This is a genomic window from Brevundimonas sp. ABV4_179 (genome assembly GCF_056311945.1).
This window is the reverse complement of record NZ_CM149976.1, coordinates 1,015,728-1,039,103: the sequence shown is the minus strand read 5'-3', so window position 1 is coordinate 1,039,103 and position 23,376 is coordinate 1,015,728. Positions and strand designations below refer to the sequence as shown.

Genomic DNA, 23,376 nt, shown 5'->3' with positions numbered 1-23,376 from the left:
TCATGTCCAAGACCCAGAACCCCCGCGCGCTCGACCGCGATGAAGCGCAGATGGTGGAGCAGTCCAAGGCCCTGACCGACCAGGGCCCGGCCGAGCTGCGCGACCTGATCGGCCGGCTGCGGGCGCGTCGCGACCGGGTGCAGCGTCAGATTCGAACGCGTGTGCGCGACGGCCGCGAAGGCCCGGATACGGGCGCGCGCGACAAGAAGGAGATACTGACCGAGGCGATCGCCCGCGTCGCCGACGAAATGGCGGCGCGCAAGGACGGCCGATCCGCCGCCGCCAACCTGCGCGAGGCCGTGGCGCGAAAGGCCGAAACGCCCCGCTGGACCGGGCCGGACGACCGCACCGCCAACACCGGCCCGGCCGAGACGCCCAACACCAAGATCGCCCCCTCCGGCGCCCTTCACGCCGAAGGGATGCGCGCCGCGATCGCCCGTGCGACCGGGGCGCGCTGATAGGCGACCTTGCCGGGCTTAGTGTGATCGAAACTCGAGCCGATAACGTCATTCCGGGGCGTCCGAAGGACGACACCGGAATGACGAACCCGGAGCCCATGCCGAATGCAGGTCCGTTGACCTAGCGCGCGATCTCCAGCAGCTCCAGCTTGGCCTCCTGCTTGGGCCAGGGGATGACCAGACGCCAGCGGTTCTGACCGATCCGCTCCAGCACGCCCAGCTGGTCGCGCTCGGCCGTCTGGCCATAGCGGGGGTAGTGGGCCTCGTCCCCCCAGGCCTGGGCGCCGACATAGACCAGGCGACGGTCCGTGTCGGGATAGAGCAGCCCCTGGGTCCGTTGCGAGCCGGTGGTCTTGCTCAGGATCAGATCGCCGCCCGCCGTCAGTTCGACCGAACAGGCGAACCAGGGATAGTCGACATAGGCCAGACCGCCCCCGTCGCGGCTGCCCATCTTGATCGTGCGGCAGCGGTAGGTTCCGGGCGCGGGTTGAAGGCGGCCGCTTTGGCCCGCATTGGGATCGGCCAGCGGTCCCAGGGCCTCGACCTGACGAGAGAAGCCCCCCTTCTCGGCCTCGGCGCGGGCCAGACGCCACGCCTGGTCCATGCGGCCGAGGTTTGAGGCGTCATCAGGCTTGGCGATCTTGCGCCAGTCGTCGGTCCCGCCCTGCATTCCGCCGTCTGTGGACGCATCAGGGGTCGCGGCCTGCTGCTGGGGCGTCGCCGTCGCTTCCGGCGCGGCCTGGGGCGGGACGCCGGCGGCGGGTTCGGACACGGCGGGCGAGGTTTCGGCCGGCCCAGCCGGTCGGTTGTCGCCGCAGGCCGCCAGGACAGCGGACAAGGCTGTCGCCGTGGTCAGGGACAGGATCAACGATGTGCCGCGCATAGACGTCTCCTTCGATTGCGAGGAGGAAAACGCGGCGGTGCGCGCCCGGTTCAGCCGTGTGGATCAGGACGTCGGCCGACCGGGGACCAGTTCGATCAGATCAAGGTTCGATTCGTTCTGCGGCCAGGGCACGACCAGCCGCCAGCGCGCCTCTCCGATCCGCTCCAGAATGGCGACCAGGTCGCGCTCGGGATTGCGGCCATAGGAGTTGGCCGCCGGCTCCTGGGCCAGGGCCAGCGACCCCAGCATCACCATGTGACGGTCATTCTCGGGAAACAGCAGGCCGGACGGACGCTGCGAGCCGGTCAGTTTGGAGAACTTCAGCCCTCGCGACGTCATTTCGATGCGGCAGGCGAACCAGCCATAGACGACATAGCCCAACCCGTCCTCGCCGCCCTGCGACCCCAGTTTGACGGTGCGGCAGCGATAGTCGCCGGGCGGGGGCGTGACGCCGGGGCGGGCGGCCTTGGGCTGGATCAGGTCGCCAAGGCCGCTCAGATCGCCTGACCCAGGCTGGCGCCGCGCCTGTTGCAGAGCCAGGGTCCAGGCGGCGTCCACGCGGCGATATCGGTCTCGGTCGCCCGAGGTGACGACGCCGCGCCAGTCCAGCAGAGTCGCCGCGCCCGGCGCGCCCGTCGATGCGGGCGGAGGCGGAGGCGGCGGCGGGGTCGCGGCGCAGGCGGCCAGGGTCGCCACCCCGCCCAGCACGGCCAGAGACGACCAGACGCGGACGCGAAGACGGGACGAAACCAACCGGAGAAACTGAGGCATCGAACGCTGACCTTGGGCGGACCTGGGGCGAGATCGGTCCCTTAGGCCCTTTGGCGCCGGTCCCCGTCAAGACCGCCAACCTTCCGCGACTGCGACAGAAGGCGCGACAGGGCGTCCGTCAGGGCGTTCAGGTCCAACGGCTTGGTCAGATAGGCGTCGAAGCCCGCCGCCCGTCCACGCCGCCGATCCGCAGGCGCGCCGGCCCCGGTCACGGCCATCACGGGAATGTCGCGCGTCAGCGGATCGGCGTCCAGCGCCGCCTTGACCGCATAGCCGTCCAGGCCGGGAAGACCTAGGTCCAGCAGGATCACGTCCGGCCCCAGAACGCGCGCCAGTTCCAGCCCTTCCGGCCCCGTGGTCGCGGCGTGCAGCGTCAGCCCCATCGTCTCCACCGCATGGCGCATCAGGGCGACGTTGGCCGGATTGTCCTCGACATAGAGAACCGTGGCCTGCGCACGATCCATCGCCGCCAGGTCCGCGCCCGCCGCCGGCAGGGTGAAGGAGAAGGTCGTCGCGCCCCAGGCGTCGTGCGCCGCGTGCAGACGTCCGCCCATCCGCTCGGCCAATCGTTGCGCGGCGCCCAGGCCCAGGGCCGTGCCGCCCCGCGCGTCCTGCCCGTCCAGCGGCTGGAACGGCCGGGCGGTCGCCTCCTCGGGTTGGCGGGCGGGATCGTGCACATCCACCGTCACCCGGTCGCCCTGACGGGTCGCCGTCATCCGCACCGTCGCGCCGGGCGGAGAATGATGCAGGGCGTTGGCGACCAGCCTGCGCAGGATGCGCCGGACGTGGACCGGATCGGCCATGACGCCGAGACCCGCTTGAGCGTCGGGACAGGCCAGGGTCAGGCCCGCCGTCTTCGCCTGCGGCTCCAGCCCGTCGCAGACCTGGCGCAGAGCCAGCCGCAGATCGACACGTTGAAGAAACGGGGCCGCGCGGGCGTCGCCCGAGACGACGAAATCGTCGGCCTCCTCGATCAGAGCCAGAAGCACGCCGCCGGCGGCCTCGATCTGACGCAGGCCCTGCGACTGGCGCGTTGTCAGCCGATCGGCCTCGGCGTGGGTCCGCAGCAGCTGGCCGAAACCCATGATGGTGGTCAAGGGCGTACGGAGTTCGCGCCCCAACGCCTGGATGACCTCGCCCTTATTGGCGTCCTCTGCGGTCAAACGTCGAACCTCCGCCTCGACGACGGCCAGGGCCTTAAGGTGCGCCTCGGCCGCCAGGGACAGACGTTGCTCCAGCCGGGCTCGATCCTGGGTCAAGCCCTCGACCGCGCGATAGGCGCGAATCCACAGACAGATCCCCGCGCAGGTCCCCGCCAGGGACAGGGACAAAACCCACAAGACGAAATCCATAACGCCCTCCCACGCGGCACGAATAACACGCCAGGGTTGCGATATGGTAAAATGCTGGCGTGCGCCTTTCGTCAGTCCTCGCTGACCGCGGCCTCGGTCTTGCGACGCGGGGCGCGACGGCGGACAGGGGCCTCAGCCTCGCCTTCCGTCGAAGCGGCGGGGGCGGCGGCCGGCTCACGGGTCAGGAAACCCGGCAGGGCGGTCGGGGCCTCGCCCTCGTCCGACACGGCGGCGGCGGCGGTGCGACGCGGGCGACGGGCGGGACGGGCGTCGGCGACAGGCGGGGCGGCGACCTCCGCAGTCGGTTCCTCGGCCGGGCTTTCGACGGCGGGCGCTTCGGTCGGGCCAGCTTCGCCCTCGGCGCGGGCGGCGACGTCCTCGGCGCCCTCCTCGCGGTTGTCGAAGCGGCGGTTGCGTTCCTCGCGGCGACGCTCCCAGCGCTCGCGGCGGCTTTCGCGACGACCGCCGCCTTCGCCGTCGGCGCGGGTCTCGCCGTCCTCACGCGGTTCGCGCGGTTCACGCGGCTCGCGGTTCTGATCGCGGTCCCGATCCCGGTCGCGATTGTAGTCGCGGTCACGATCGCGCGGCTGACTGTGGTTCTGCTCGGCGCGTTCCGCGGCTTCCTGGGCCTGGCGTTCGGCGGCCTGTTGCGCGGCCAAGAAGGCGGCGGCCTGGACGCCCGATTCGTCCTCGAAATCGATGTCGAAGCCCTGGTTCGACTGTTCGCGCGCGGCGATGTCGGAGAAGGACCGCTGGGGCTGAAGCGCCCTGAGCACGCGGTAATAGTGTTCGGCGTGCTGCTGATAGTTTTCGGCCAGCACCCGGTCGCCGCTGGACGCCGCGTCGCGGGCCAGCTGCTGATAGCGTTCATAGACCGTCTGGGCGTTGCCCCGGACCTTGATGTTTTCGGGGCCTTGCGAATCCCACGAACGATTCGGATTGGCGTTGTTGGCGTTGTTGGCGCCCGCCTTGTTCCGATTGCGTCCGCGCTGACGCTTCATGCCCTTGAAATCTCTCATTCGCGCTACCGTGTGCAGGGACGAGGCCGGGCCGGGGGGCCAGATCGTCCGTTTCTGGGTTCCGTTTCGCTCGGGGCCGATCCCCGATTGTCGATCTGTCGGAATGCCTTGTCGCCCGCATGGTGCGCCGGTCCTTTCGGGACCGACCGTCATGATCGGCTCAAGCCGCGAACAGCCGGGTATGCGCCCGTAAAGCTGCGTTTGAGTGGGAGACAGGCCAGACTTAACCCGTGCGCGCCGCCTTTCCAAGGGGGATTCGTCAAAGCGTCGCACCGGGTCTTTAACAGCCGCGCTTTGCCGCGACCGCTCCGCTGGGCTAGGCATGACCTTCGAGACGACGAAAAGGCTATCCATCCATGCGCGTTCTGGTTCTGGGCGGCGACGGTTTCTGCGGCTGGCCGACGGCCCTGCATCTGTCGGCCGAAGGTTGGGACGTCACCGTCGTCGACAACCTAAGCCGGCGCAACATCGACAACGAGCTGGAGATCCAGTCCCTGACGCCCATCCGCACCATGGGCCAGCGGATCAAGGCGTGGAAGGACGTGTCCGGCCGCGACATCGGCTTCGTCAACATGACGGTCGGCAAAGAATTCGACCGCCTGGTCGCCCTGATCCGCGATCTGGCGCCCGACAGCGTGGTCCATTTCGCCGAACAGCGAGCGGCCCCCTATTCGATGAAGTCGGCGCGGCACAAGCTCTACACCGTCGACAACAACATCAACGCCACCAACCACCTGTTGGCCGCCATCGTCGAGAGCGGGCTGGACGTCCACCTGGCGCACCTGGGAACCATGGGGGTCTATGGCTATGGCACGGCGGGCTTACGCATACCCGAGGGCTATCTGAAGGTGACGGTCGACACCGACCAGGGCCCGTCCGAGCAGGAAATCCTGTTCCCCCCCAATCCGGGCAGCATCTATCACATGACCAAGACGCAGGACGCCCTGCTGTTCCAGTTCTACGCCAGGAACGACCAGTTGCGGATCACCGACCTGCACCAGGGCATCGTCTGGGGCGCCCAGACGCGCGAAACCAAGATGGACGAGCGGCTGATCAACCGCTTCGACTATGACGGCGACTACGGCACGGTGCTGAACCGCTTCCTGATGCAGGCGGCGCTGGGCCATCCGCTGACGGTGCACGGATCGGGCGGCCAGACGCGCGCCTTCATCCACATCCAGGACACGGTGCGCTGCGTCGAACTGGCGCTGAAGAACCCGCCGCGTCGGGGCGAGCGGGTCAAGATTCTGAACCAGATGACCGAGAGCCGCCGGGTGCGCGACCTGGCGGGGATGGTCGCCGACATGACCGGGGCCGAGATCCGCAACCTGCCCAACCCGCGTCAGGAGGCCGACGAGAACGAACTGGTCGTCGCCAACGACCAGTTCCGTGAACTGGGGCTGAAGCCCATCACCCTGGCCGAGGGGCTGATGCAGGACGTGACCGACATCGCCCGCCGCTACGCCGACCGCGCCGACCTGGGCCGGGTGCCCTGCGTTTCGGCCTGGAACCAACGCCGCGCCGAGGCGCTGCAAGCCGATGGGGCGTCGTCCGTCGCCGCCCCCGCCCAAGCCCTGTCCGCCTGATCTTTCACCGCCCGAGCTCCGATCCGATGCCCCACGCCTCCGCCCTGAACCTGCTGGTCTTCGGCGGCGGCTATGTGGGGCGGGCGGCGGCGCTGGAGGCGATCCGGCGCGGCGGCCGGGCGACCGCCACCTCGCGCGATCCCGAACGGCGCAGGGCGCTGGAGGCCGAGGGGATCGCGGCGCTGGATCCCGGCGACGCCGTGGCCCTTAAGACCGCGCTGGAGGCCGCCAGCGCCGTCCTGATCACCGCCGCCCCCGACGCCCACGGCTGTCCCGCCCTGCGCGCCCTGGGGCCGCTGGCGGGCGACGCTTGGCCCGACTGGATCGGCTATATCTCCTCCACCTCCGTCTATGGCGACCGGGCGGGCGGCTGGGTGTTCGAGGACGGCCCGCTGAACGCCGCCAATCTGGAAGGCGCGCGGCGCGTCCGGGCCGAGCGGGACTGGCTGGACGGGGCGCAAGGGATGGGCCTGACCGTGCAGGTTTTCCGCCTGCCCGGCTTCTACGGCCCCGGCCGCAATGTCATGGAGCGGTTGCGCGACGGCTCGGCCCGGCTGGTCAGAAAGCCAGGTCAGGTCTTCAACCGCATCCATATCGACGACATCGTCTCGGGCCTGTTCGCCTCGATGGCCCGCCCGCGACCGGGCGCCGCCTACAATCTGACCGACGACGCACCTGCGCCCGCAGACGTAGTGATGGCCTGGGCGGCGGACCGCATGGGCCTGGCCAGCCCGCCCGAAATCGACTGGACCGACGACAGCGTCAGCGAAGCCATGCGACGCTTCTATCTGGACTCCAAGCGCGTCTCGAACGCCTTGGCCAAGGCCGAACTGGGCTGGCGGCCCGCCTATCCGACCTGGCGCGAGGGTCTGGCCGCGCTGCTGGACGCGCCGCCGCCGTTGCGGTTGGTCAGCTAGACCGCCCCCGCCAAACTGACGTCATCCTCGTCCTTGTGACGAGAACCCATTCGCAGGATCTTCGCTCGTCGAAGGCCGCGCGTATGGATCCTGGGGGCGAACCCTAGGCTGACGAGAGAAGAGAGGCGTCAGAACGGCAGCAGGTTGCGCTGGCGGCTGTAGCTCATGGTGCCGACATTGGCCCCCAGGCGCAGGCCGACGCCGGTGCGGATCGGCGCCAGCACGATGCCGTCGGCGCGCTGATAGTTCACCCCCAGCCCCGCCACCAGATAGGCCGACCCCTCGATGCCGGGATAGCGGCGATAGATCATGTCGGGGTGATACAGGCCATAGACCAGGGTGAAGACCCGGCTGGCGTTGCCGCCCCAGTCCCAGCCCACCGACGCGCCCTGCCAGAACACTTCCTGAGAGGCCGACAGATCCTTCATATGCAGGGCGCCGCGTCCGTAACGCGCGCCCACGACCACGGCGCCGGAACCTTCCTCGCCCGCGATATAGGCTGTCGGTCGGTCGCCCTGATCGGCGAAGACGCGCTCGATGGCGCCGCCCACGACCTCGGCCGCGATGCCCAGCTCGCGCGACCCCGCCGCCACCAGTTCGTCGAAGCTGTAGGCCTGGGCCGTCTGGTCAGAGGCGATGGGATAGTTGGGATCGCGCGCCGGCGCCGTGGCGCACGCCCCCAGGGACGACGCCCCGGCGGCGGTGGCCAGGCCGGACAGAATCAGTTGGCGACGATGCATGAGGGGCGCTCCGAAAGACGGCGAGAGGACGGCCGGCTGAGGCGCCGAACTTGACGCCACCGTCCCCGACCTTTGCGGCAGCCTTGCGGCTTCAAGGTTAACGGGGACTTACCGGACGGCAGGGTCTCGGGCCTCCTGAGTCAGATCAGCCAGTGCGAGGTCTCTTCACGCACCGCGCGGGTCAGGCCTTCGAGCGTTCGCGAGGCGATCCGCTGATGTTGCCAGAACAGGGGCACGTCCAGCGACGCCTCGGGCTTCAGCTGGATCAGGCGCCCGGACGCGGCCAGGGGCCTCGCGATCTTTTCAGGCGTCAGGGACCAGGCGACCCCGGCAAGGGTCAGGTCCAGCATCCCTTGCGTCGACGGCGCCCAGTATGTGGGCGCCGACACACCGCGACCAACGACATCCGCCGCCCACCGATCCTGCAGGTGGTCATCCTGGTCGAACCGCAGGACGGGCGCCTGGCTCAGGGCCGCCTCCGTCACGCCGTCGGCGAACCACCGCCTTGCAAAATCCGGCGAAGCCGTCGCCACGTAACGCATCTGCCCCAATGGCGCGACGCGGCATCCCGGCGCCGCTTTGCCGATCGTGGTCACCGCCGCGATGACTTCGCCCGTCCGCAGTCGCTCGGCCGTGTGGTTTTCGTCGTCCAGCACCAGCGCCAGGGTGACCGCGGCCGAGGTAGAGAAACGGGCGACGGCGGCAGGGATCCAGGTGGCCAGACTGTCCGAGTTGACGGCCAGCCTGACGGTCGGACGCGGCCCGCCGAATGCTGCGGCCCACGGCGCCCCCTCCTGCAGCAGGTCATGCTCCAGCAGCGACACCTGATCGAAATGCGCCACCAGGCGGACGCCCGCGTCCGTTGGCCGACACGGCGCGGATCGGACGATCAGAGGCAGGCCGAGACGCTCCTCAAGCCCCTTGATCCGCTGCGACACCGCAGACGGCGTGACGGCCAGCCGTTCGGCGGCGGCGTCGAAGGCGCCGGTGCGGATAACGGCCGCCAAGGCGGCAAGGGCGGAATAGTCCAACATTAGGTCGACTAATCTAGAGTAAGCAGGATTAGCTCGTCTACATCGACACCAGATGGCATTGCGCCGTCATGACCGTGTTCTTTCTTCCTCCCCTGATGAAGGGCCTGGCCATGACGGCGGGCTTGATCGTCTCCATCGGCGCGCAGAATATGTTCGTGCTGCGCCAGGGTCTGCGACGTGAACACGTCGGCCCCATCGTCCTGTTCTGCGCGGCGTGCGATTCCGCGCTCGTATTCGCGGGCGTCTATGGCCTGGGGGCCATGTTGGCGCTTGTTCCCGGTCTGACCGTCGCCTTCAGCCTGGGAGGGGCGGCCTTTCTGCTCTGGTACGCTTTCGGGGCCTTCGGCCGCGCCTTGAGGCGCTCCAAACTCATCATCTCAGGCGCCGCGCCCCTGTCCCTCGGGGCCGCCATCGCCGCAACCGCTGGTTTCACCCTTCTGAATCCGCATGTCTATATCGACACGGTGATGCTTATGGGCGCGGTGGGATCAGCATTGCCAAAACGGGAGTGGCCGTACTTCGTGCTCGGCGCCGCGACCTTCTCCTTCATCTGGTTCGCGGCCATCGGCTTCGGCGCACGCCTTCTGACGCCCGTGTTCGCCCAACCCATCGCCTGGCGGGCGTTGGACGCCGTCAACGGCCTGATGATGACGGCCCTGGCTCTCGGTCTGTTGCTGGAGCTCCGGCCATGATCGACGGCATGATATCGAGCGCCGAACCGCGCGCTTCGATTACATCGACATGACGCCCGTCGATTGAAGTCGTCAAACGCCGAAAGCGGCTTCCGAGCCTGGCGCCTGGAAGCCGCTCTGACGATCAGGCCCGCAGCTTGCCGCCCTGCTTTTCCACCGCCGCCACGACCTTGGCGGTCAGGGCCTCGATCTCGGCGTCGGTCAGGGTTGCGTCGCGGGGTTGGAGGACGACCTCCAGGGCGACGGACTTGAAACCGTCTTCCACGCCCTTGCCGCGATAGACGTCGAAGACCCGGACATCGGCGATCAGCGCCTTGTCGGCGCCGCTGACGGCCCGGACCAGATCGCCCGCCGGCTTGGCGTCCTCGACCACGAAGGCGAAGTCGCGGGTCAGGGGCATGAAGGCCGACAGGTCGGCGGATCCGCGCGCCTTGCCCTTCTGTCCGCGCGGCTCGGGCACATTGTCCAGCACGATCTCGAAGGCGACCATGGGGCCGTCCGCATCCAGCGCCTTCAGGATGCGCGGGTGCAGTTCGCCGAACTCGACCATCACATTCTTGGGTCCCAGCTGCAGTCGGGCCGAACGACCGGGGTGCCACCAGTCACGGTTCTGCCCCTGCACCAACTGCAGCGAGGCGACCGGGGCGCCGATCTCCTCCAGCACCGCGTTCAGGTCGGCCTTCAGCGCGAACAGCGGGTTTTCGCCCGCGCCGTCCCAATGCCGGGCGGCGTGGGGCGCGATCAGGCCGGCGATCACCGTGCGCTGATCCTTGGGTCCTTCGCCCAGATAGATCGGGCCGATCTCGAACAGGGCGGCGTCGGCGTGACCGCGCGCGGCGTTGCGGGCGGCGGCCAGGATCAGGTTCGGCAGCACCGAGGGGCGCATGCAGTCCAGATCGGCCGCGATGGGATTCTCCAGCACCAGACGGTCATCGCCCCCGCCGAACAGCACGGCCGTCGACTGTTTGGTGAAGGACCAGGTGACGGCCTCGGCGTATCCCAGCGACGCCAGGGCGCGGCGGGCGGTGCGGACGCGGGCCTGGCGCGGGTTCAGCACCCCCCCCGCCGGAACGGCGACCGGCGGCAGGGCCACGTCGGGCAGGCTGTCGAAGCCCTCGATCCGTGCGACCTCCTCGACCAGATCGGCCGGGCCTTCGACATCGCGGCGCCACGACGGCGGGGTGACGACCCACGGTTCGGCCTGACCGGCGGGCGCGGCCTGCACCAGGAAGCCCAGTTGACCCAGGATGGTCCCGATCCGGTCGTCGGACAGCCCCATGCCCGTCAGTCGCTTCACATGGGCGGGGTCGAAGGCGAAGGGCGCGGGGTTGGCGGGCGGTTCGCCCACGAAGACGATGTCGGACGGTTCGCCGCCGCACAGGTCCAGGATCAAGCGCGTTCCCAGCTCGACCCCCGGTGTGAGAGAGACCGGATCGACGCCGCGCGCGAACCGATACTGGGCGTCGGAATGGATGCCCAGGGTTCGGCCCATCTGGGCGATCACCAGCGGATCGAACCAGGCGCTTTCCAGGAAGACGTCGGTCGTGTCGTCGTCGCAGCCGGTCGATTCTCCGCCCATGACGCCGCCCAGGCCGATGGGCCGCTCTCCGCCCGCGTCGGCGACGACGCAGTCGGTTGGCGACACCGCATAGGTCTTTCCGTCCAGGGCGATCAGGTGTTCCGCCTCGCCCGTCTCGGCCGAGGCCTGTCCCGCGCGCACCACGATCTCGGTTCCCGACAGCTTGGCCAAGTCATAGACGTGCAGCGGCCGCGCGCGGTCGTAAGCGATCAGATTGGTCACATCGACCAGGCGGTTGATCGAGCGCAGGCCGATGGCGGTCAGACGCTTCTGCAGCCAGGCGGGCGACGGGCCGTTCTTGACGCCCCGGATCACGCGACCGGCGAAGACCGGACACATCTCGGGCGCCTCCAGCCGCACTGAGATCGGCGAGGGGAAGGCGCCGCGCACCACGGCGATGTCGAAATGCTTCAGCTTGCCCACGCTGGCGGCGGCCAGATCGCGGGCGATGCCGGTCACGCCCAGCCAGTCGGGACGGTTCGGCGTGACCTCGAAGTCGATGACGGGTTCGGCGCCGAACAGGCCGGCGACCGGGGTTCCCACCGGGATCTCCGGCGGCAGCTCCTGGATTCCGTCGCTCTCGTCAGCCAGCTCCAGCTCGGACGCCGAGCACAGCATGCCATTGGACACCACGCCACGCACCGGCTTCTCGACCAGGGTGACGCCCAGGCCCGGCACATAGGCGCCGATGGGGGCATAGATGGTGGTCAGGCCCGCGCGCGCGTTCGGCGCGCCGCAGACGATCTCCTTCATTCCATCGACCGTCTCGACCTGGCAGACCTGCAGCCGATCGGCGTTGGGGTGACGCTCGGCCGAAACGATCCTGGCCACGGTAAAGGGGGCCAGTTTGGCGGCGGGATCGAGAACCTCCTCGACCTCAAGCCCGGCCATCGTCATGGCCTCGGCGATCTGGTGGACATCCGCCTCGGTCTCGAGGTGGTCCTTCAGCCAGGAGAGGGTGAATTTCATGCCGCCGATCCCGCGTTCGGGCCCGCCACGGTCGGCACCGCCGCCAACTGCTCCAGGATGTCCTTCGCGCCGGTGAAGCCGACGTTGTAGAACTCGCACCCGACGAAGGTGCAGTCATGCATGGGCACGGTGCCCAGCGCCTTGTCGCCCATCGGCTGGAGCAGCAGATTCTTCATGCCGCCGCGCGGATCGCCGAAGTTGGTTTCGTCAAAGGTCGTGCCACCGCCGATCAGGACGATGGCCGGCCCTTGAAGACGGCACCCCGTGAAGGTTCGACCGACGATGGCCCCCTGCTGCTGGTGGGCGGCGTAGAGGTCGTACAGATTGATGTCCACGTCGACAAAGTCCATTTGCGTCAGCGACTTGGCGACGCTCATGGGGCGGGTGATCGGCAGGCGGCTCATGCCCGGGCCGCCTGGGCGCTGAGCAGGTTTTCTTCGATCTGCTTCAGCAGTTCCGGCCATCCGGTGAAGCCCACCTGGACGAAGCGGCAACGCACGAAGCGGCAGTTGGACATCCCCACCACGCCCGCGATCATGTCGCCCAGGGGCTGCAGCAGCAGGGTGCGCGGGTTTCCGGCCACGCCCATGTTGCAGCCGTCGAACGTCGTGCCGTTCATGACCGCCATGACGGCAGGCCCCTCGATCAGGCATTCGGTGAAGGTCTTGTCCTCGATGAAGGTCTTGCCCGCATTCATGTGATGCACCGCCAGAGACGGCAGCCACACGGCCTCCTTCTCAAAGGTCGTGCGCGCCACCAGTTCGCGGCCGAACTTTTCGTCAGGCGACATCGGCGTTTCGGTTTGATCTGTCATCTTGAAACTCGTTCAGCTCAGGCCCGAGGCCGGGTTGGGGGCGGCGAAGGCGGAGAAGCCGTAGTGGGCCAGCCAGCGGGTGTCGGCCTCGAACATGGGGCGCAGGTCCGGCACGCCATATTTCAGCATGGCCAGCCGGTCCACGCCCATGCCGAAAGCGAAGCCCTGGTATTCGTCGGGGTCCAGGCCGCAGTTGATCAGCACATTGGGATGCACCATCCCGCAGCCCAGTATCTCCAGCCAGTCGTCGCCGGTGTTGAACACCAGTTTGCCGCCCGAACGGTCGCACTGGATGTCCATCTCCGCCGACGGCTCTGTGAAGGGGAAGTGGTGCGGCCGGAAGCGCGCCTGAACCGCGTCCAGTTCGAAGAAGCGGGCGATGAAGGTCTCGAGCGTGGTCTTCAGGTGCCCCATATTGATGTCGCGGTCGATCACCAGACCCTCGATCTGGTGGAACATCGGCGTGTGGGTGGCGTCCGAATCCTTACGGAAGGTGCGGCCCGGCGCGATGATGCGGATCGGCGGCTTTTGCGACATCATGGTGCGGACCTGCACCGGGCTGGTGTGGGTGCGCAGCACCTTGCGCTCGCCGGTTTCCGGATCGGGCTTCAGGAAGAAGGTGTCGTGCATCTCCCGCGCCGGATGTTTGGGCGGGAAGTTCAGGGCGGTGAAGTTGTGGAAGTCGTCCTCGATATCCGGGCCTTCGGCCACGGCGAAGCCCATCTCGGCGAAGATGGCGATCATCTCGTCCATCACCTGCATGGTGGGATGCACGCCGCCCTTGCGACGCGGCCGCGCCGGCAGGGTCAGGTCGATGCGCTCGGCCTGAAGCCGGGCGTCCAGTTCGGCGGCCTCCAGCTCGGTCTTGCGCGTCGCGATGGCCGAGGCGACCCGGTCGCGCAGGCCGTTGATGATCGGCCCCTGCTCGCGCCGCTGATCGGGGCTCAGGGCGCCCATGCCCTTCAACAGGCCGGAAACCGAGCCGGATTTGCCCAGAGCGGCGACGCGCACCTCTTCCAGGCCGGCGACGGTTTCGGCGCCGCCGATGGCGTTGATCAGTTCGAGTTCGAGTGTGGCGAGATCGGTCATTTGGGCCGTGCCTTAGCGGGCCTGAGCGATTTCGTCACCCTTCAAGGCGCGGTTTGGCCCGCCGCGATGGCCTGAAGCTCCGACGCCGGGGCCGCATTGGCCGCCGCGATCCAGGCGGGCGGCTTGGGCTCCCAGCGGATGGGACGGCCGTCCGTCTGGGTCCAGCGGTGCAGCCAGGATACGCCATTGGCCGCCACGAAGGCGTCCGCGTGGCTGTAGATCGGATCGGCCAGGGCTTCCTCCAACGGCACGAAACGATAGCTCCGCGACAGATAAAGGGCGTGGATCTGAGGATAATAGGCCTGGTTCAGGCTGTTGGCGTGCAACAGCAGCACCTGGGCCGGTTCGCGACCGCCGTTGATCTCGGCGCTGTAGGGTTCCAGGAAGTCCAGCACCGTCGCCATGTGCGCCACATAGGCCGCGCCGATCCGATGCTTCAGCGCCTCGTCGCCGATCTGCTCGGCCTTGCGATAGACGTCGGCGAACATCCAGTCGTTGTTGTCCAGGGTGACGGGCGCGATCGCATAGCCGCGCTGGGCCAGGCCGGCGGCGATGGCGTCGTGCTTGTCCTGGGTCTCCCCGGTGAACAGATAGGGATGACGGAACCAGCGCAGACGCATCCCCCGCGCCTCCAACGCCGTCCGCACGACGGGCGCCCCCGCATCGACATCGGCCAGATAGGCTTCTGCCGTCGTGCGATGGATGTTGATATGGCTGAAGGTGTGGTTGCCCAGGTCCAGCCCTGCATTTAGCCAGACGTTCAGCAACTGCGGCAGGATCGCGTCGCGCGCCGCATCGCACAGCCGCCCCGCATTGACGAAGGCGGCGCCGTGGGTGTCCAGCGGCTTCAGCATGGCGGTGAAGTCGCGGGTTATCGCCATCACCCTGGCGAGATCGCACATCGTGGCGGCGTCCGCCTGGAACGGCAGGTCGTCGAAGGTGACGGCGACGCGCCGGTCCTGCGCCATCGCAGCGTGGGTGACAAAGAAGGCCGTCGCCAGGCCGCAGATCAGGGCGCGCATCATGGGCCGAACCTAGCGGCTGAACGGGAGCGTGGGAACGCGGATCTATCGCCATGCGGCTTTTCAATCCGTTCACGGATCGACTGTCGAAAAGCCGCCACGAAAGGTTCATGAACCGCAAAGCTGGCGTTAAATATCCGCCTCTAAGGCGATGGCGGAACAGGTGGGGACCTTGATGCCGCTGATCGGTGATTTCGTCGATTTGATTGCGCCCGTGGCGCCGTCCACCTTGGGTGCAGAGGTGTTCGAGCGCTTCCAGAACGAGCCGAACACCCTGGCGCTGGCCGTGGTGGACGACCAGGGCCGGCCGTTGGGCGTCATCGAGCGCAACGCCTTCACCCTGCGCATGGCGGCCGAGTTTGGACGCGCCCTCTATGCCCGCAAGCCGGCCGAGAGCCTGATGGACCGCAATGCGCCGGTGGCCGAAGCCGCGACCAGCGCCGAAGCCTTCTTCCACGCCTATGACGCCGCTGAACTGGGCGCCTTGCTGGGCGGTTTCATCGTGGTGTCGAACGGGCGCTATGTCGGGGTCGGCACGGCGCTTCAGATCGTCCAGGCGGGCGCGGCCCTGCACCGCCAGCGCGCCGAGGAGATGGGCGCCCTGGCCCGCGACCTGGCCCTGGCCGAAGCCGAGGCCGTCGCCTCCAGCCGCGCCAAGTCCGAATTCCTGGCTGTGATGAGCCACGAGATCCGCACGCCCCTGAACGGGGTGCTGGGCGTCGCCGCCCTGATGGACAAGAAGCTGGAGCAGGAGGAACTGCGCCCCTACGTCCGCACGGTGGTCGATTCGGGCCAGAGCCTGCTGCGGCTGCTGACCGACGCCCTGGACATGTCGCGCGCCTCGGCCGGAATGTTGACCCTGGAGGAGGAGCCGCTGGACCTGTCCTCGGTCGCCTTCGACATCGACGCCCTGTGGCGGGCGCGGGCCGAGGAGAAGGCCCTGACGCTCAGCGTCCGCACCGAACTGGCCATCCCCTTCGTCCAGGCCGATGGAATGCGGCTGAAGCAGTTGCTGAACAATCTGATCGGCAACGCGCTGAAGTTCACCTTGACGGGCGGGGTTTCGGCCCTGATCGAAAGCCGCGCGGACGGCCAGGTCATCCTGACCGTGGACGACAGCGGGCCGGGCGTGCCCGAGGCGGCCGCCGCGACCATCTTCGAGCCGTTCAACACCGGAAAGGCGGGCCGCGAGGGCGCCGGCGCGGGCTTGGGCCTGGCCATCTGCCGCCAGATCGCCGAGCGGATGGGCGGCGACATCGCCTTGAGCGCCTCGCCCCAGGGCGGCGCGCGGTTCCAGGTCCGACTGCCGCTGCGCCCGGCGATCCAGGGCCAGGCCGCCACGCCGGACATGGTCGCCCCCACCCCGCACGCGACGCTGCATGTGCTGGTGGTGGACGACAACGCCGCCAACCGTTTCGTCGCCGGAAAGCTATTGGAGATGTTCGGCTGCACCGCCGAGATGGCCGAGAACGGGCGCGAGGCCGTCGCCGCCGTATCCGCCGTCTCCGCCCGGCCGTTCGACCTGGTGCTGATGGACATCAAGATGCCGGTGATGGACGGTGTTCAGGCGACTCGCGCCATCCGCGCCCTGCCCGCTCCTGTCGGCGCCCTGCCCATCCTGGCCCTGACCGCCAACGCCGACGAGCGCGACGAGATGGACTATGTCGCCGCCGGTATGAACGGGGTGGCGCAAAAGCCGATCCAACCCGACGCCCTGCTGAACGCGATCCGCCTGGTGATGACCGCCGCCGCAGAGACCGCCGCCCTTTCCCAGGCGGCCTGAAGGCCCCATTCCCCAGACACGAGAACGCCCGCCCCGGCGAACCGGAGCGGGCGTCATTTCTCTTGCGCTACGCTCGCGACTTGAGCGCGACCCTTACGCCAGAGCGGCGCGGACCTTGTCGGCGACGGCCTTGAAGCCGGTCGCATCGGCGGCGATGGCGGCCAGGACCTTGCGGTCCAGTTCGATGCCGGCCTTGTTCAGGCCATTGATGAACTGGCTGTAGGTGAAGCCTTCCAGGCGGGCCGCAGCGTTGATGCGCTGGATCCACAGGGCGCGGAAGTTGCGCTTCTTGGCGCGACGGTCGCGATAGGCGTATTGCCCGGCGCGGTCGACGGCGGCCTTGGCCGTGCGGATCGTATTCTTGCGGCGGCCGGAGAAGCCCTTGGCCTGCTCCAGAACCTTCTTGTGCTTGGCGTGCGAGGTTACGCCACGTTTAACGCGAGCCATTTTTTGTTCCCTTCGGGAAGTCCCTGTCGTTCGCCGCGCGGCGGCTCACTCCTTGAGGGACTGTCTGTTCAAATTCGATACGGTGAGAAGAAGTCGAACCCTGCGCCTTAAGCGTAGGGCATGTAGGACTTGATCTTCTTGGCGTCGGCGTCGGCCATGACCGAGGTGCCGCGGTTCTGGCGGATGTATTTCGAGTTGTGGCTGATCAAGCGGTGACGCTTGCCCGCAACGCCGGCCTTCACCTTGCCAGTGGCCGTGAATTTGAAGCGCTTCTTGGCGCCCGACTTCGTCTTCAGTTTCGGCATTTCAGTCTCCTTTTTGGAGAGGCCGCCCCCCTTCGGACCACATGGGCCCGCTGGGCGAGGCGTCTCTCCAGAGTTTAAGAACCGCCCAGGCATGCCTGTTCGCCCGACGGTTCGGTACGCGAAGGCGCGGCTTCTACGCCAAGACGCCCCGCGACGCAAGACGAGTCAGTTCAACGGCTTGGCCGCCGCCTGCGCCCGCCGGATCGCCCGCCCGGCGTTGATCGCCATGACGGCGGCCGGCAGGGTCAGCAACGCCCCGACCAGGAAGGGCCAGTCGTGCCCCAGGCCCGAGAACAGGGCTCCGGCGATCATCGGCCCGAAGATGCGCGCCACCGAGCTGGACGCCATGTTCAGCCCCAGCATCGCCCCCTGCCGGTCGGGCGGCGAGGCCCGGCTGATCATGGCCGAGATGTTGGGCATGGCCAGCGACATGCCGCAGGCCCCCACCGCCATGACGATGGGAATGATCCAGCCCTGCACCAGCGGAATCGACACCGCCCCAAGCTCCAGCCGCATCGCCGGGAACCAGGCGACGGGGGCCAGCACCTGCAGCACCAGCGAGGTTCCGAACAGCAGCATCCCGACCGCCAGCACCCGCGATTCCCCGAACCGCCGCGCCAGCCGTCCGGCGAAGAAGCCCTGGTTCAACGTCGAGATGATGCCGACGATCATGAAGCTGAGCCCCACCTCGCGCGCGCCCCATTGATAACGGCTCTCGGCCCACAGGCCGAACACGCTCTCCATCGCCGAAAACCCGGCCATATAGATCAGGGTCACGACCAGAACCCGGGACACCACCCCGTTGTCGCGCGCGGCCTTCAGGCCAGACAGGAACGCCGGGCGCGGCGCGGCCGGGTCCGCCTTGGCGCGGCTTTCACGCAGGAAGACCACCACCCCGACCGCGGCCAACGCCGCCAGCGCCGCCGCCAGGAAGATCGGCAGCTGATAACCGATGTGACCCAGCTGCGGCTGGGTCAGCAGCCCGCCCAGGCCCGGCCCGACGATGAAGCCCAAGCCGAACGCCGCCCCGATCAGCCCCATCCGCCCCGCCCTCTGCTCCGGCGGGGTCACGTCGGCCACATAGCCCTGGACCGTCGAGATATTACCGGCCCCCAGGCCGGTGAACAGCCGCACCGCGATGGCCAGCCAGATGTTGGGCGTGAAGGCCAGCATCAGATAGCCCAGCGCATTGGCGATCAGGGTGATCAGCAGCACCGGCTTTCGCCCGATCCGATCCGACAGCCGCCCCCAGAACGGCTCGGCGAAGAACTGACCCAGCGAATAGGCCGAGAACATCAGGGTGATCTGCCACGCCTCGGCCTTCAGGCTCTGCGCGAAGAAAGGCAGCAGCGGCACCACCAGCCCAAACCCGACCAGATTGATGAACACCACCGCGAACAGCACGGCCAGAGCGGGGGTCTTCAGCTTGGGCGGGGTGGTGCGCGCAGCGACCGTATCGGCGTTCGTCATTGGACCCGCTTAGCCGTTTCTCCGGCAAAGAAAAACGCCCCGGCCTTTCGACCGGGGCGTTTCGTATTCAGCGTGGAATCGCGATCAGCGCGGGGCCAGGATCATGATCATCTGGCGGCCTTCCATCTTGGGCGCGAACTCGACCTTGGCGATTTCGTCGAAGTCGGCCTGCACCTTGTGCAGCAGTTTCATGCCCAGTTCGGGGTGGGCCATTTCACGACCGCGGAAACGCAGGGTGACCTTGACCTTGTCGCCCTCGTCGAAGAAGCGGTGCATGGCCTTGGCCTTCACCTCATAGTCGTGGGTGTCGATGTTCGGACGGAGCTTGATTTCCTTCAGCTCGACGACCTTCTGGCGCTTGCGCTGCTCGGCCTTCTTCTTCTGCTCCTGGAAACGGTGCTTGCCGTAATCGAGGATCTTGGCCACCGGCGGCTCGGAGGTGGAGACGATCTCGACCAGGTCCATCCCGGCTTCCTCGGCGGCTTCAAGCGCGGCGGAGGTGGGCATGACGCCTTGTTTTTCGCCGTTCTGGTCGATGAGCAGAACGCGAGGGGCGCGGATATCCTGGTTCATACGCGGCCCGTCTTTCACGGGTGGCGCTTGCATGGGACGGCGAATGGGCGTCGTTTCCTTATGTGGTCAGAAGAGGCGTGTTTTTCGATAAGCGGAAATGCGCGGCTGCCGCCACGTTTCCCGCAGGGTCGGCAATATGCGCCCGAAGCCCCGGTTTTTCAAGGCTTGGCGGGCGTCTGGGCGATATAGGCGTCGTGCAGGGCCAACACGGCCTCGAACACGTGATCGACGGTCAAATCTTCAATGGGGGCGAACTGGCCGCGCGTCTCATTGGACGCCGCCGTGCGGGTCCTGGGCCCCCAAGGCCCATACAGCCACCACTCGGTCGGACCGAACAGGCCCAGGGTCGGACGCCCCAGCGCCGCCGAGACGTGCATCAGGCCGCTGTCGTTGCCGACGAACAGATCGGCCCGGTCGATGGCGGCGGCCGAGGCCAGAATATCGCCCTTGCCCACGAAGTCGACGCCGCGCGGCCCGGCGGCCTCCAGCGCGGGCGTCGCGGGCGGCCGGTCGCCAGGCCCGCCCACCGGCATGAAGCGCCAGCCGTCGAAGCGCGGCTCGGCCTTCAGCTTCTCGACCAGGGCGCCCCAGCGGTCGGCGGGCCAGCTCTTGCCCGGTTGGTGGGCGATGGGGGCCAGGGCGATGATCGGGCCAGGACCTGCGCCCCCACCCAGCTGCGGATCGATGACGGCGGCGGCCTCGGCCCGCGCCCGATCGTCCAGGAAGATTTCAGGGTCCAGAGGCGTCTGCGAACCCATCAGGCGCGACACCATCTCGACCTTGCGCAGCCCGGTCTCCCAACGGCGATTATAGACGACCCGACGCCTGGCCGGGATCAGATAGGACAGGGCCGATCCCCGGATGTCGATCACCAGATCCCAGCGCGTCGAACGCACCTGCCTCCACAGATCGAACCAGTGGCCGGAGAGCTTCTTCTTGTCGAGGATGATGGTCCGCACCACGCCCGGCGCATTGCGGAAGAAGGGCGCGGGCGGCCGACCGCAGGCGACGGTGATCGCGGCGCCCGGAACCTGGCGCGCGATCTCGCGGATCACGCCGGACGAGATGACGCAATCGCCGATACGGTTGGAGGTGACGAACAGAACCTGGGGTGCGGACATGCCGCTCTAGTTCCGCGTCGTCGCCGCAGGGTCAAGCCTGAGGATGACGAACGCCTTCTGACAGGGCAGAACGTCGGCATGACCGACATCCAGCACCTGCCCCGCCCCGAGGACGAAACCTTGGCCTTCAAGCGCGTCGGGGGCGACGGCCCGACCGTGATCTGGATCGGCGGCTTCCGCTCGGACATGGAGGGGACCAAGGCCCTGGCGCTGGACGCCGCCGCGCGCGAACGCGGCTGGAACTTCGTCCGCTATGACCATTTCGCCCACGGCCGGTCCTCCGGCGACTGGCGCCAGGCGACCATCGGCCGCTGGCGAGAGGACGCCGTCGCCCTGATCGACAGCCTGTCGGGGCCGGTCATCCCGGTCGGTTCATCGATGGGCGGCTGGGTCTCGCTGCTGGCGGCGCTGGTGCGGCCCGAACGGATCAAGGGGCTGGTGCTGGTCAATCCGGCCCAGGACTTCACCGAACGGCTGATGTGGCCTGGCCTGGCCGATCACGAGCGTCAGACCATCCTGCGCGAGGGCGAGACCCTGATCGTCGAGGACGGGTTGGGCGAATATGTCCTGACGCGGCGTATGTTCGAGGAGGCGCGCGACTGGCTGCTGCTGGACGGCGCCATCGCCATCGCGGCCCCCGTCCACATTCTTCAGGGCCGCGCCGACGACGTGGTGCCTTGGCGCCATCAGGTCGAACTGGTCGAACGCTTGACCGGCGGCGACGTGCGACTGGACCTGATCGAAGGCGGCGACCATCGGCTGTCGTCGCCAACCGATCTCGACAGGCTGATCGCGGCGGTCGAGGCGATGCGCCTGTAAATCCTCCCCCCCTGACGCAGGGGGCGGATCGGATCAGCCCTTGCCCGTCAACGCCCCGTAAAGGTCCGTGCGGCGGTCGCGGAAGAAGCCCCAGGCCGCACGGTATTTGTCCAACTCATCCAGATCGAAGCCGTGCACCAGTACGCCCTCTTCATCCGCCCCAAGGCTCTCAACCAATTCGCCCTGCTGATCGGCGATGAAGGAATGGCCGTAGAAGGTCTGGCCCACCTCGGTCACCGTCTCATGGCCGATGCGATTGGCGCCGACGACCGGCACGGCGTTGGACACCGCATGGCCCTGCATGGCGCGCCGCCACGGCTCGGCCGTGTGCAGGGTCGCGTCGTGCGGCTCGGTGCCGATGGCGGTCGGATACATCAGGACGTCCGCGCCCATCAGCATCATGGCCCGCGCCGCTTCAGGGAACCACTGGTCCCAGCAGATGCCGACGCCGACCTTGCCGAACCGGGTGTTCCAGACCTTGAAGCCCGTATCGCCCGGCCGGAAATAGTATTTCTCCTGATAGCCGGGGCCGTCGGGGATGTGGCTCTTGCGATAGATCCCCAGGGCCTCTCCGTCCGCATCCAGCATGACCAGAGAGTTGTAATATTGCGGCCCGTCCTTCTCGAAGATGGAGACCGGAATGGCCACGCCCAGTTCTTTCGCCACCGGCGACAAAGCCGTCACGCACGGATGGGTGCGCCATTCATAGGCGTGACTGAACCAGTGCTCCTCCTGCGACACGCAGAAATACGGCCCCTGAAACAGTTCCGACGGCAGGATCACCTGCGCGCCCCGCCCCGCCGCCTCGCGCACGAAGCCGATGGTCTTGTCGATATTGGCCTGCAGGTCCTCGCCATAAGACGTCTGGATGCCGGCGACGGTGATCTTGCGGGTCATGCGGGCTCCTGCTGGGAAATGCAGTGGAAGGATCCGCCGCCCGTCAGGATGGCGTTGGACGGCAGCGGGATGATCTCGCGATCGGGGAAGGCCTCCTGCAACGCCTGACAGGCCATGTCGGCTGCACGCGCGTCGCCATAGGTCGGCACCATCACCGCACCGTTGGCGATCAGGAAATTCATGTGGCTGGCCGGGATCGGGCGTTCGTCCTCGTCCAGCACCAGGCCGGGCGACGGGATGCGCACGACCTTCAGCCGGCGTCCGGCCGCATCCGTCATGGCCGACAGATCGCGCGCGGTGGCGTCATAGACATCGGCGTTGACGTCGTTGGTCCCCCACGCGATCGGGCAGGCTACGACGCCCGGCGCCACGAACCGCGCCAGGTTATCGACGTGCCCATCGGTGTGGTCGTTCAGCAAACCGTCGCCCAGCCACAGCACCGCCTTGGCCCCCACGGCCTGTTCCAGCGCGGTCGCCGCGACAGCCTCGTCCTGGTTCCAGGCCGGATTGCGGTTGGGGTTCAGAAGGCACTGGCGGGTGGTCAGGACCGTCCCCTCCCCGTCGTGATCCAGCGACCCGCCTTCCATGACGAAGTCGTTCCAGGTCAGGGGCGTGCCCGAATGTTCGCCGATCTGGCCCGCGACCCGATCGTCGCCCGGCATGTCGTACTTCCCGCCCCAGCCGTTGAAGCGGAACGCCGCCGCCGTCTTCGAACCCTCGCCGAAGATCGGCCCCGTGTCGCGAAGCCAGATGTCGCCGAACGTCCCGGCCACCACCTCGACGTTCTCCACGCCCGCGAACCGCGCCTGAACCTGGGCCAGGATTTCGGACTTGCCGACCATCAGCCGGACCTGCTCGCGCCCCGGCCCGGCCAGCGCCCGCACCAGCCCCTCGACCTCGTCCTGCGCCTGCTTCAGCGCATCGAACCAGTATTCCGCATGGCTGGGCCACCCCACCCACATAGCGCGGTGCGGAGCCCATTCGGCGGGGATGGGAGCGGTCATGCGGACGTCCTCAAAGCGGCGAAACCCGGCAG

The 23,376-nt window shown here is 68.0% G+C and carries 24 protein-coding genes; 6 read left to right on the top strand and 18 right to left on the bottom strand.

Going from position 1 to position 23,376, the window contains the following annotated elements:
- Positions 1–2 precede the first annotated feature (2 nt).
- Entirely contained in the window at positions 3–458 is a 456-nt protein-coding gene (locus ACYX4P_RS05095) for a hypothetical protein (RefSeq protein WP_314137218.1), read from the top strand.
- Between the two features lie 121 nt (positions 459–579).
- Here ACYX4P_RS05095 and ACYX4P_RS05090 read toward each other — a convergent pair whose 3' ends face one another.
- The 4 genes from ACYX4P_RS05090 to ACYX4P_RS05075 all read right to left on the bottom strand — a co-directional run bounded on the left by ACYX4P_RS05090 (position 580) and on the right by ACYX4P_RS05075 (position 4,483).
- Positions 580–1,341 carry a DUF4893 domain-containing protein gene (locus ACYX4P_RS05090; protein WP_248121199.1) on the bottom strand — a complete coding sequence of 254 codons (762 nt, stop codon included), beginning with the start codon at positions 1,339–1,341 and terminating at the stop codon, positions 580–582.
- A gap of 63 nt (positions 1,342–1,404) precedes the next feature.
- Positions 1,405–2,112, bottom strand: coding sequence for a DUF4893 domain-containing protein (locus tag ACYX4P_RS05085; RefSeq protein WP_248121197.1), 708 nt, complete (start codon positions 2,110–2,112; stop codon positions 1,405–1,407).
- A 41-nt stretch (positions 2,113–2,153) separates the two neighbouring features.
- Positions 2,154–3,464: a hybrid sensor histidine kinase/response regulator gene (locus ACYX4P_RS05080; protein WP_248121196.1), complete on the bottom strand. Its 1,311-nt coding sequence runs from the start codon at positions 3,462–3,464 to the stop codon at positions 2,154–2,156.
- 71 nt (positions 3,465–3,535) lie between these two features.
- On the bottom strand, positions 3,536–4,483 hold the full coding sequence (locus ACYX4P_RS05075) for a DUF4167 domain-containing protein (RefSeq protein ID WP_248121194.1): 948 nt from the start codon (positions 4,481–4,483) through the stop codon (positions 3,536–3,538).
- Between the two features lie 356 nt (positions 4,484–4,839).
- On the opposite strand from ACYX4P_RS05075, the gene ACYX4P_RS05070 reads away from it, so the two are divergent.
- Together ACYX4P_RS05070 and ACYX4P_RS05065 are read left to right on the top strand one after the other, a co-directional pair.
- The gene (locus ACYX4P_RS05070; protein WP_476070207.1) at positions 4,840–6,069 is read left to right on the top strand and encodes an NAD-dependent epimerase/dehydratase family protein; all 1,230 of its coding nucleotides are present in this window, start codon (positions 4,840–4,842) and stop codon (positions 6,067–6,069) included.
- Between the two features lie 26 nt (positions 6,070–6,095).
- Complete coding sequence (locus ACYX4P_RS05065) at positions 6,096–6,986, top strand: Rossmann-fold NAD(P)-binding domain-containing protein (RefSeq protein WP_248121190.1); 891 nt, start codon at positions 6,096–6,098, stop codon at positions 6,984–6,986.
- Positions 6,987–7,114: 128 nt separating this feature from the next.
- On the opposite strand, the gene ACYX4P_RS05060 is transcribed toward ACYX4P_RS05065, so the two are convergent.
- On the bottom strand, positions 7,115–7,726 hold the full coding sequence (locus tag ACYX4P_RS05060) for a DUF1134 domain-containing protein (protein ID WP_248121188.1): 612 nt from the start codon (positions 7,724–7,726) through the stop codon (positions 7,115–7,117).
- 140 nt (positions 7,727–7,866) lie between these two features.
- Positions 7,867–8,760 (bottom strand): LysR family transcriptional regulator ArgP, encoded by an 894-nt coding sequence (locus ACYX4P_RS05055; RefSeq protein ID WP_248121187.1) that lies wholly within the window; start codon positions 8,758–8,760, stop codon positions 7,867–7,869.
- Between the two features lie 68 nt (positions 8,761–8,828).
- Between ACYX4P_RS05055 and ACYX4P_RS05050 the strand changes: the two genes are divergently transcribed.
- Positions 8,829–9,452 carry a LysE/ArgO family amino acid transporter gene (locus tag ACYX4P_RS05050; protein ID WP_248121185.1) on the top strand — a complete coding sequence of 208 codons (624 nt, stop codon included), beginning with the start codon at positions 8,829–8,831 and terminating at the stop codon, positions 9,450–9,452.
- Positions 9,453–9,576: 124 nt separating this feature from the next.
- Here the strand turns inward: ACYX4P_RS05050 and pheT are convergent, their stop codons facing one another.
- The 5 genes from pheT to ACYX4P_RS05025 are packed head-to-tail and all read right to left on the bottom strand — an operon-like array spanning position 9,577 to position 14,928.
- Positions 9,577–12,000: a phenylalanine--tRNA ligase subunit beta gene (gene pheT, locus ACYX4P_RS05045; RefSeq protein ID WP_248121183.1), complete on the bottom strand. Its 2,424-nt coding sequence runs from the start codon at positions 11,998–12,000 to the stop codon at positions 9,577–9,579.
- Complete coding sequence (locus tag ACYX4P_RS05040) at positions 11,997–12,404, bottom strand: hypothetical protein (RefSeq protein WP_248121181.1); 408 nt, start codon at positions 12,402–12,404, stop codon at positions 11,997–11,999. The genes pheT and ACYX4P_RS05040 overlap by 4 nt, the downstream gene beginning before the upstream one ends.
- Positions 12,401–12,814, bottom strand: coding sequence for a hypothetical protein (locus ACYX4P_RS05035; RefSeq protein WP_248121180.1), 414 nt, complete (start codon positions 12,812–12,814; stop codon positions 12,401–12,403). The genes ACYX4P_RS05040 and ACYX4P_RS05035 overlap by 4 nt, the downstream gene beginning before the upstream one ends.
- Before the next feature lie 12 nt (positions 12,815–12,826).
- Positions 12,827–13,903 carry a phenylalanine--tRNA ligase subunit alpha gene (gene pheS / locus ACYX4P_RS05030; protein WP_248121178.1) on the bottom strand — a complete coding sequence of 359 codons (1,077 nt, stop codon included), beginning with the start codon at positions 13,901–13,903 and terminating at the stop codon, positions 12,827–12,829.
- A 41-nt stretch (positions 13,904–13,944) separates the two neighbouring features.
- Complete coding sequence (locus ACYX4P_RS05025) at positions 13,945–14,928, bottom strand: polysaccharide deacetylase family protein (RefSeq protein ID WP_476070206.1); 984 nt, start codon at positions 14,926–14,928, stop codon at positions 13,945–13,947.
- Positions 14,929–15,100: 172 nt separating this feature from the next.
- Between ACYX4P_RS05025 and ACYX4P_RS05020 the strand changes: the two genes are divergently transcribed.
- The gene (locus tag ACYX4P_RS05020) at positions 15,101–16,708 is read left to right on the top strand and encodes an ATP-binding protein (protein ID WP_248121174.1); all 1,608 of its coding nucleotides are present in this window, start codon (positions 15,101–15,103) and stop codon (positions 16,706–16,708) included.
- A gap of 93 nt (positions 16,709–16,801) precedes the next feature.
- On the opposite strand, the gene rplT is transcribed toward ACYX4P_RS05020, so the two are convergent.
- From rplT to ACYX4P_RS04995, 5 genes are all read right to left on the bottom strand, one after another.
- Entirely contained in the window at positions 16,802–17,155 is a 354-nt protein-coding gene (gene rplT / locus ACYX4P_RS05015; RefSeq protein WP_017506327.1) for a 50S ribosomal protein L20, read from the bottom strand.
- Between the two features lie 107 nt (positions 17,156–17,262).
- Positions 17,263–17,460, bottom strand: coding sequence for a 50S ribosomal protein L35 (gene rpmI / locus ACYX4P_RS05010; RefSeq protein WP_003166435.1), 198 nt, complete (start codon positions 17,458–17,460; stop codon positions 17,263–17,265).
- 165 nt (positions 17,461–17,625) lie between these two features.
- Positions 17,626–18,930: an MFS transporter gene (locus tag ACYX4P_RS05005; protein ID WP_248121172.1), complete on the bottom strand. Its 1,305-nt coding sequence runs from the start codon at positions 18,928–18,930 to the stop codon at positions 17,626–17,628.
- 84 nt (positions 18,931–19,014) lie between these two features.
- A complete protein-coding gene (gene infC / locus ACYX4P_RS05000) occupies positions 19,015–19,536 on the bottom strand; it encodes a translation initiation factor IF-3 (protein WP_201099872.1) in 522 nt (173 codons plus the stop codon).
- 125 nt (positions 19,537–19,661) lie between these two features.
- Complete coding sequence (locus ACYX4P_RS04995; RefSeq protein WP_248121170.1) at positions 19,662–20,624, bottom strand: glycosyltransferase family 9 protein; 963 nt, start codon at positions 20,622–20,624, stop codon at positions 19,662–19,664.
- A 78-nt stretch (positions 20,625–20,702) separates the two neighbouring features.
- On the opposite strand from ACYX4P_RS04995, the gene ACYX4P_RS04990 reads away from it, so the two are divergent.
- On the top strand, positions 20,703–21,443 hold the full coding sequence (locus ACYX4P_RS04990) for an alpha/beta fold hydrolase (protein WP_248121168.1): 741 nt from the start codon (positions 20,703–20,705) through the stop codon (positions 21,441–21,443).
- Positions 21,444–21,476: 33 nt separating this feature from the next.
- Here the strand turns inward: ACYX4P_RS04990 and aguB are convergent, their stop codons facing one another.
- Both aguB and ACYX4P_RS04980 read right to left on the bottom strand, forming a co-directional pair.
- The gene (gene aguB, locus ACYX4P_RS04985; protein WP_248121166.1) at positions 21,477–22,340 is read right to left on the bottom strand and encodes an N-carbamoylputrescine amidase; all 864 of its coding nucleotides are present in this window, start codon (positions 22,338–22,340) and stop codon (positions 21,477–21,479) included.
- Positions 22,337–23,344, bottom strand: coding sequence for an agmatine deiminase family protein (locus tag ACYX4P_RS04980; protein WP_248121164.1), 1,008 nt, complete (start codon positions 23,342–23,344; stop codon positions 22,337–22,339). The genes aguB and ACYX4P_RS04980 overlap by 4 nt, the downstream gene beginning before the upstream one ends.
- Between the last annotated feature and the right edge of the window lie 32 nt (positions 23,345–23,376).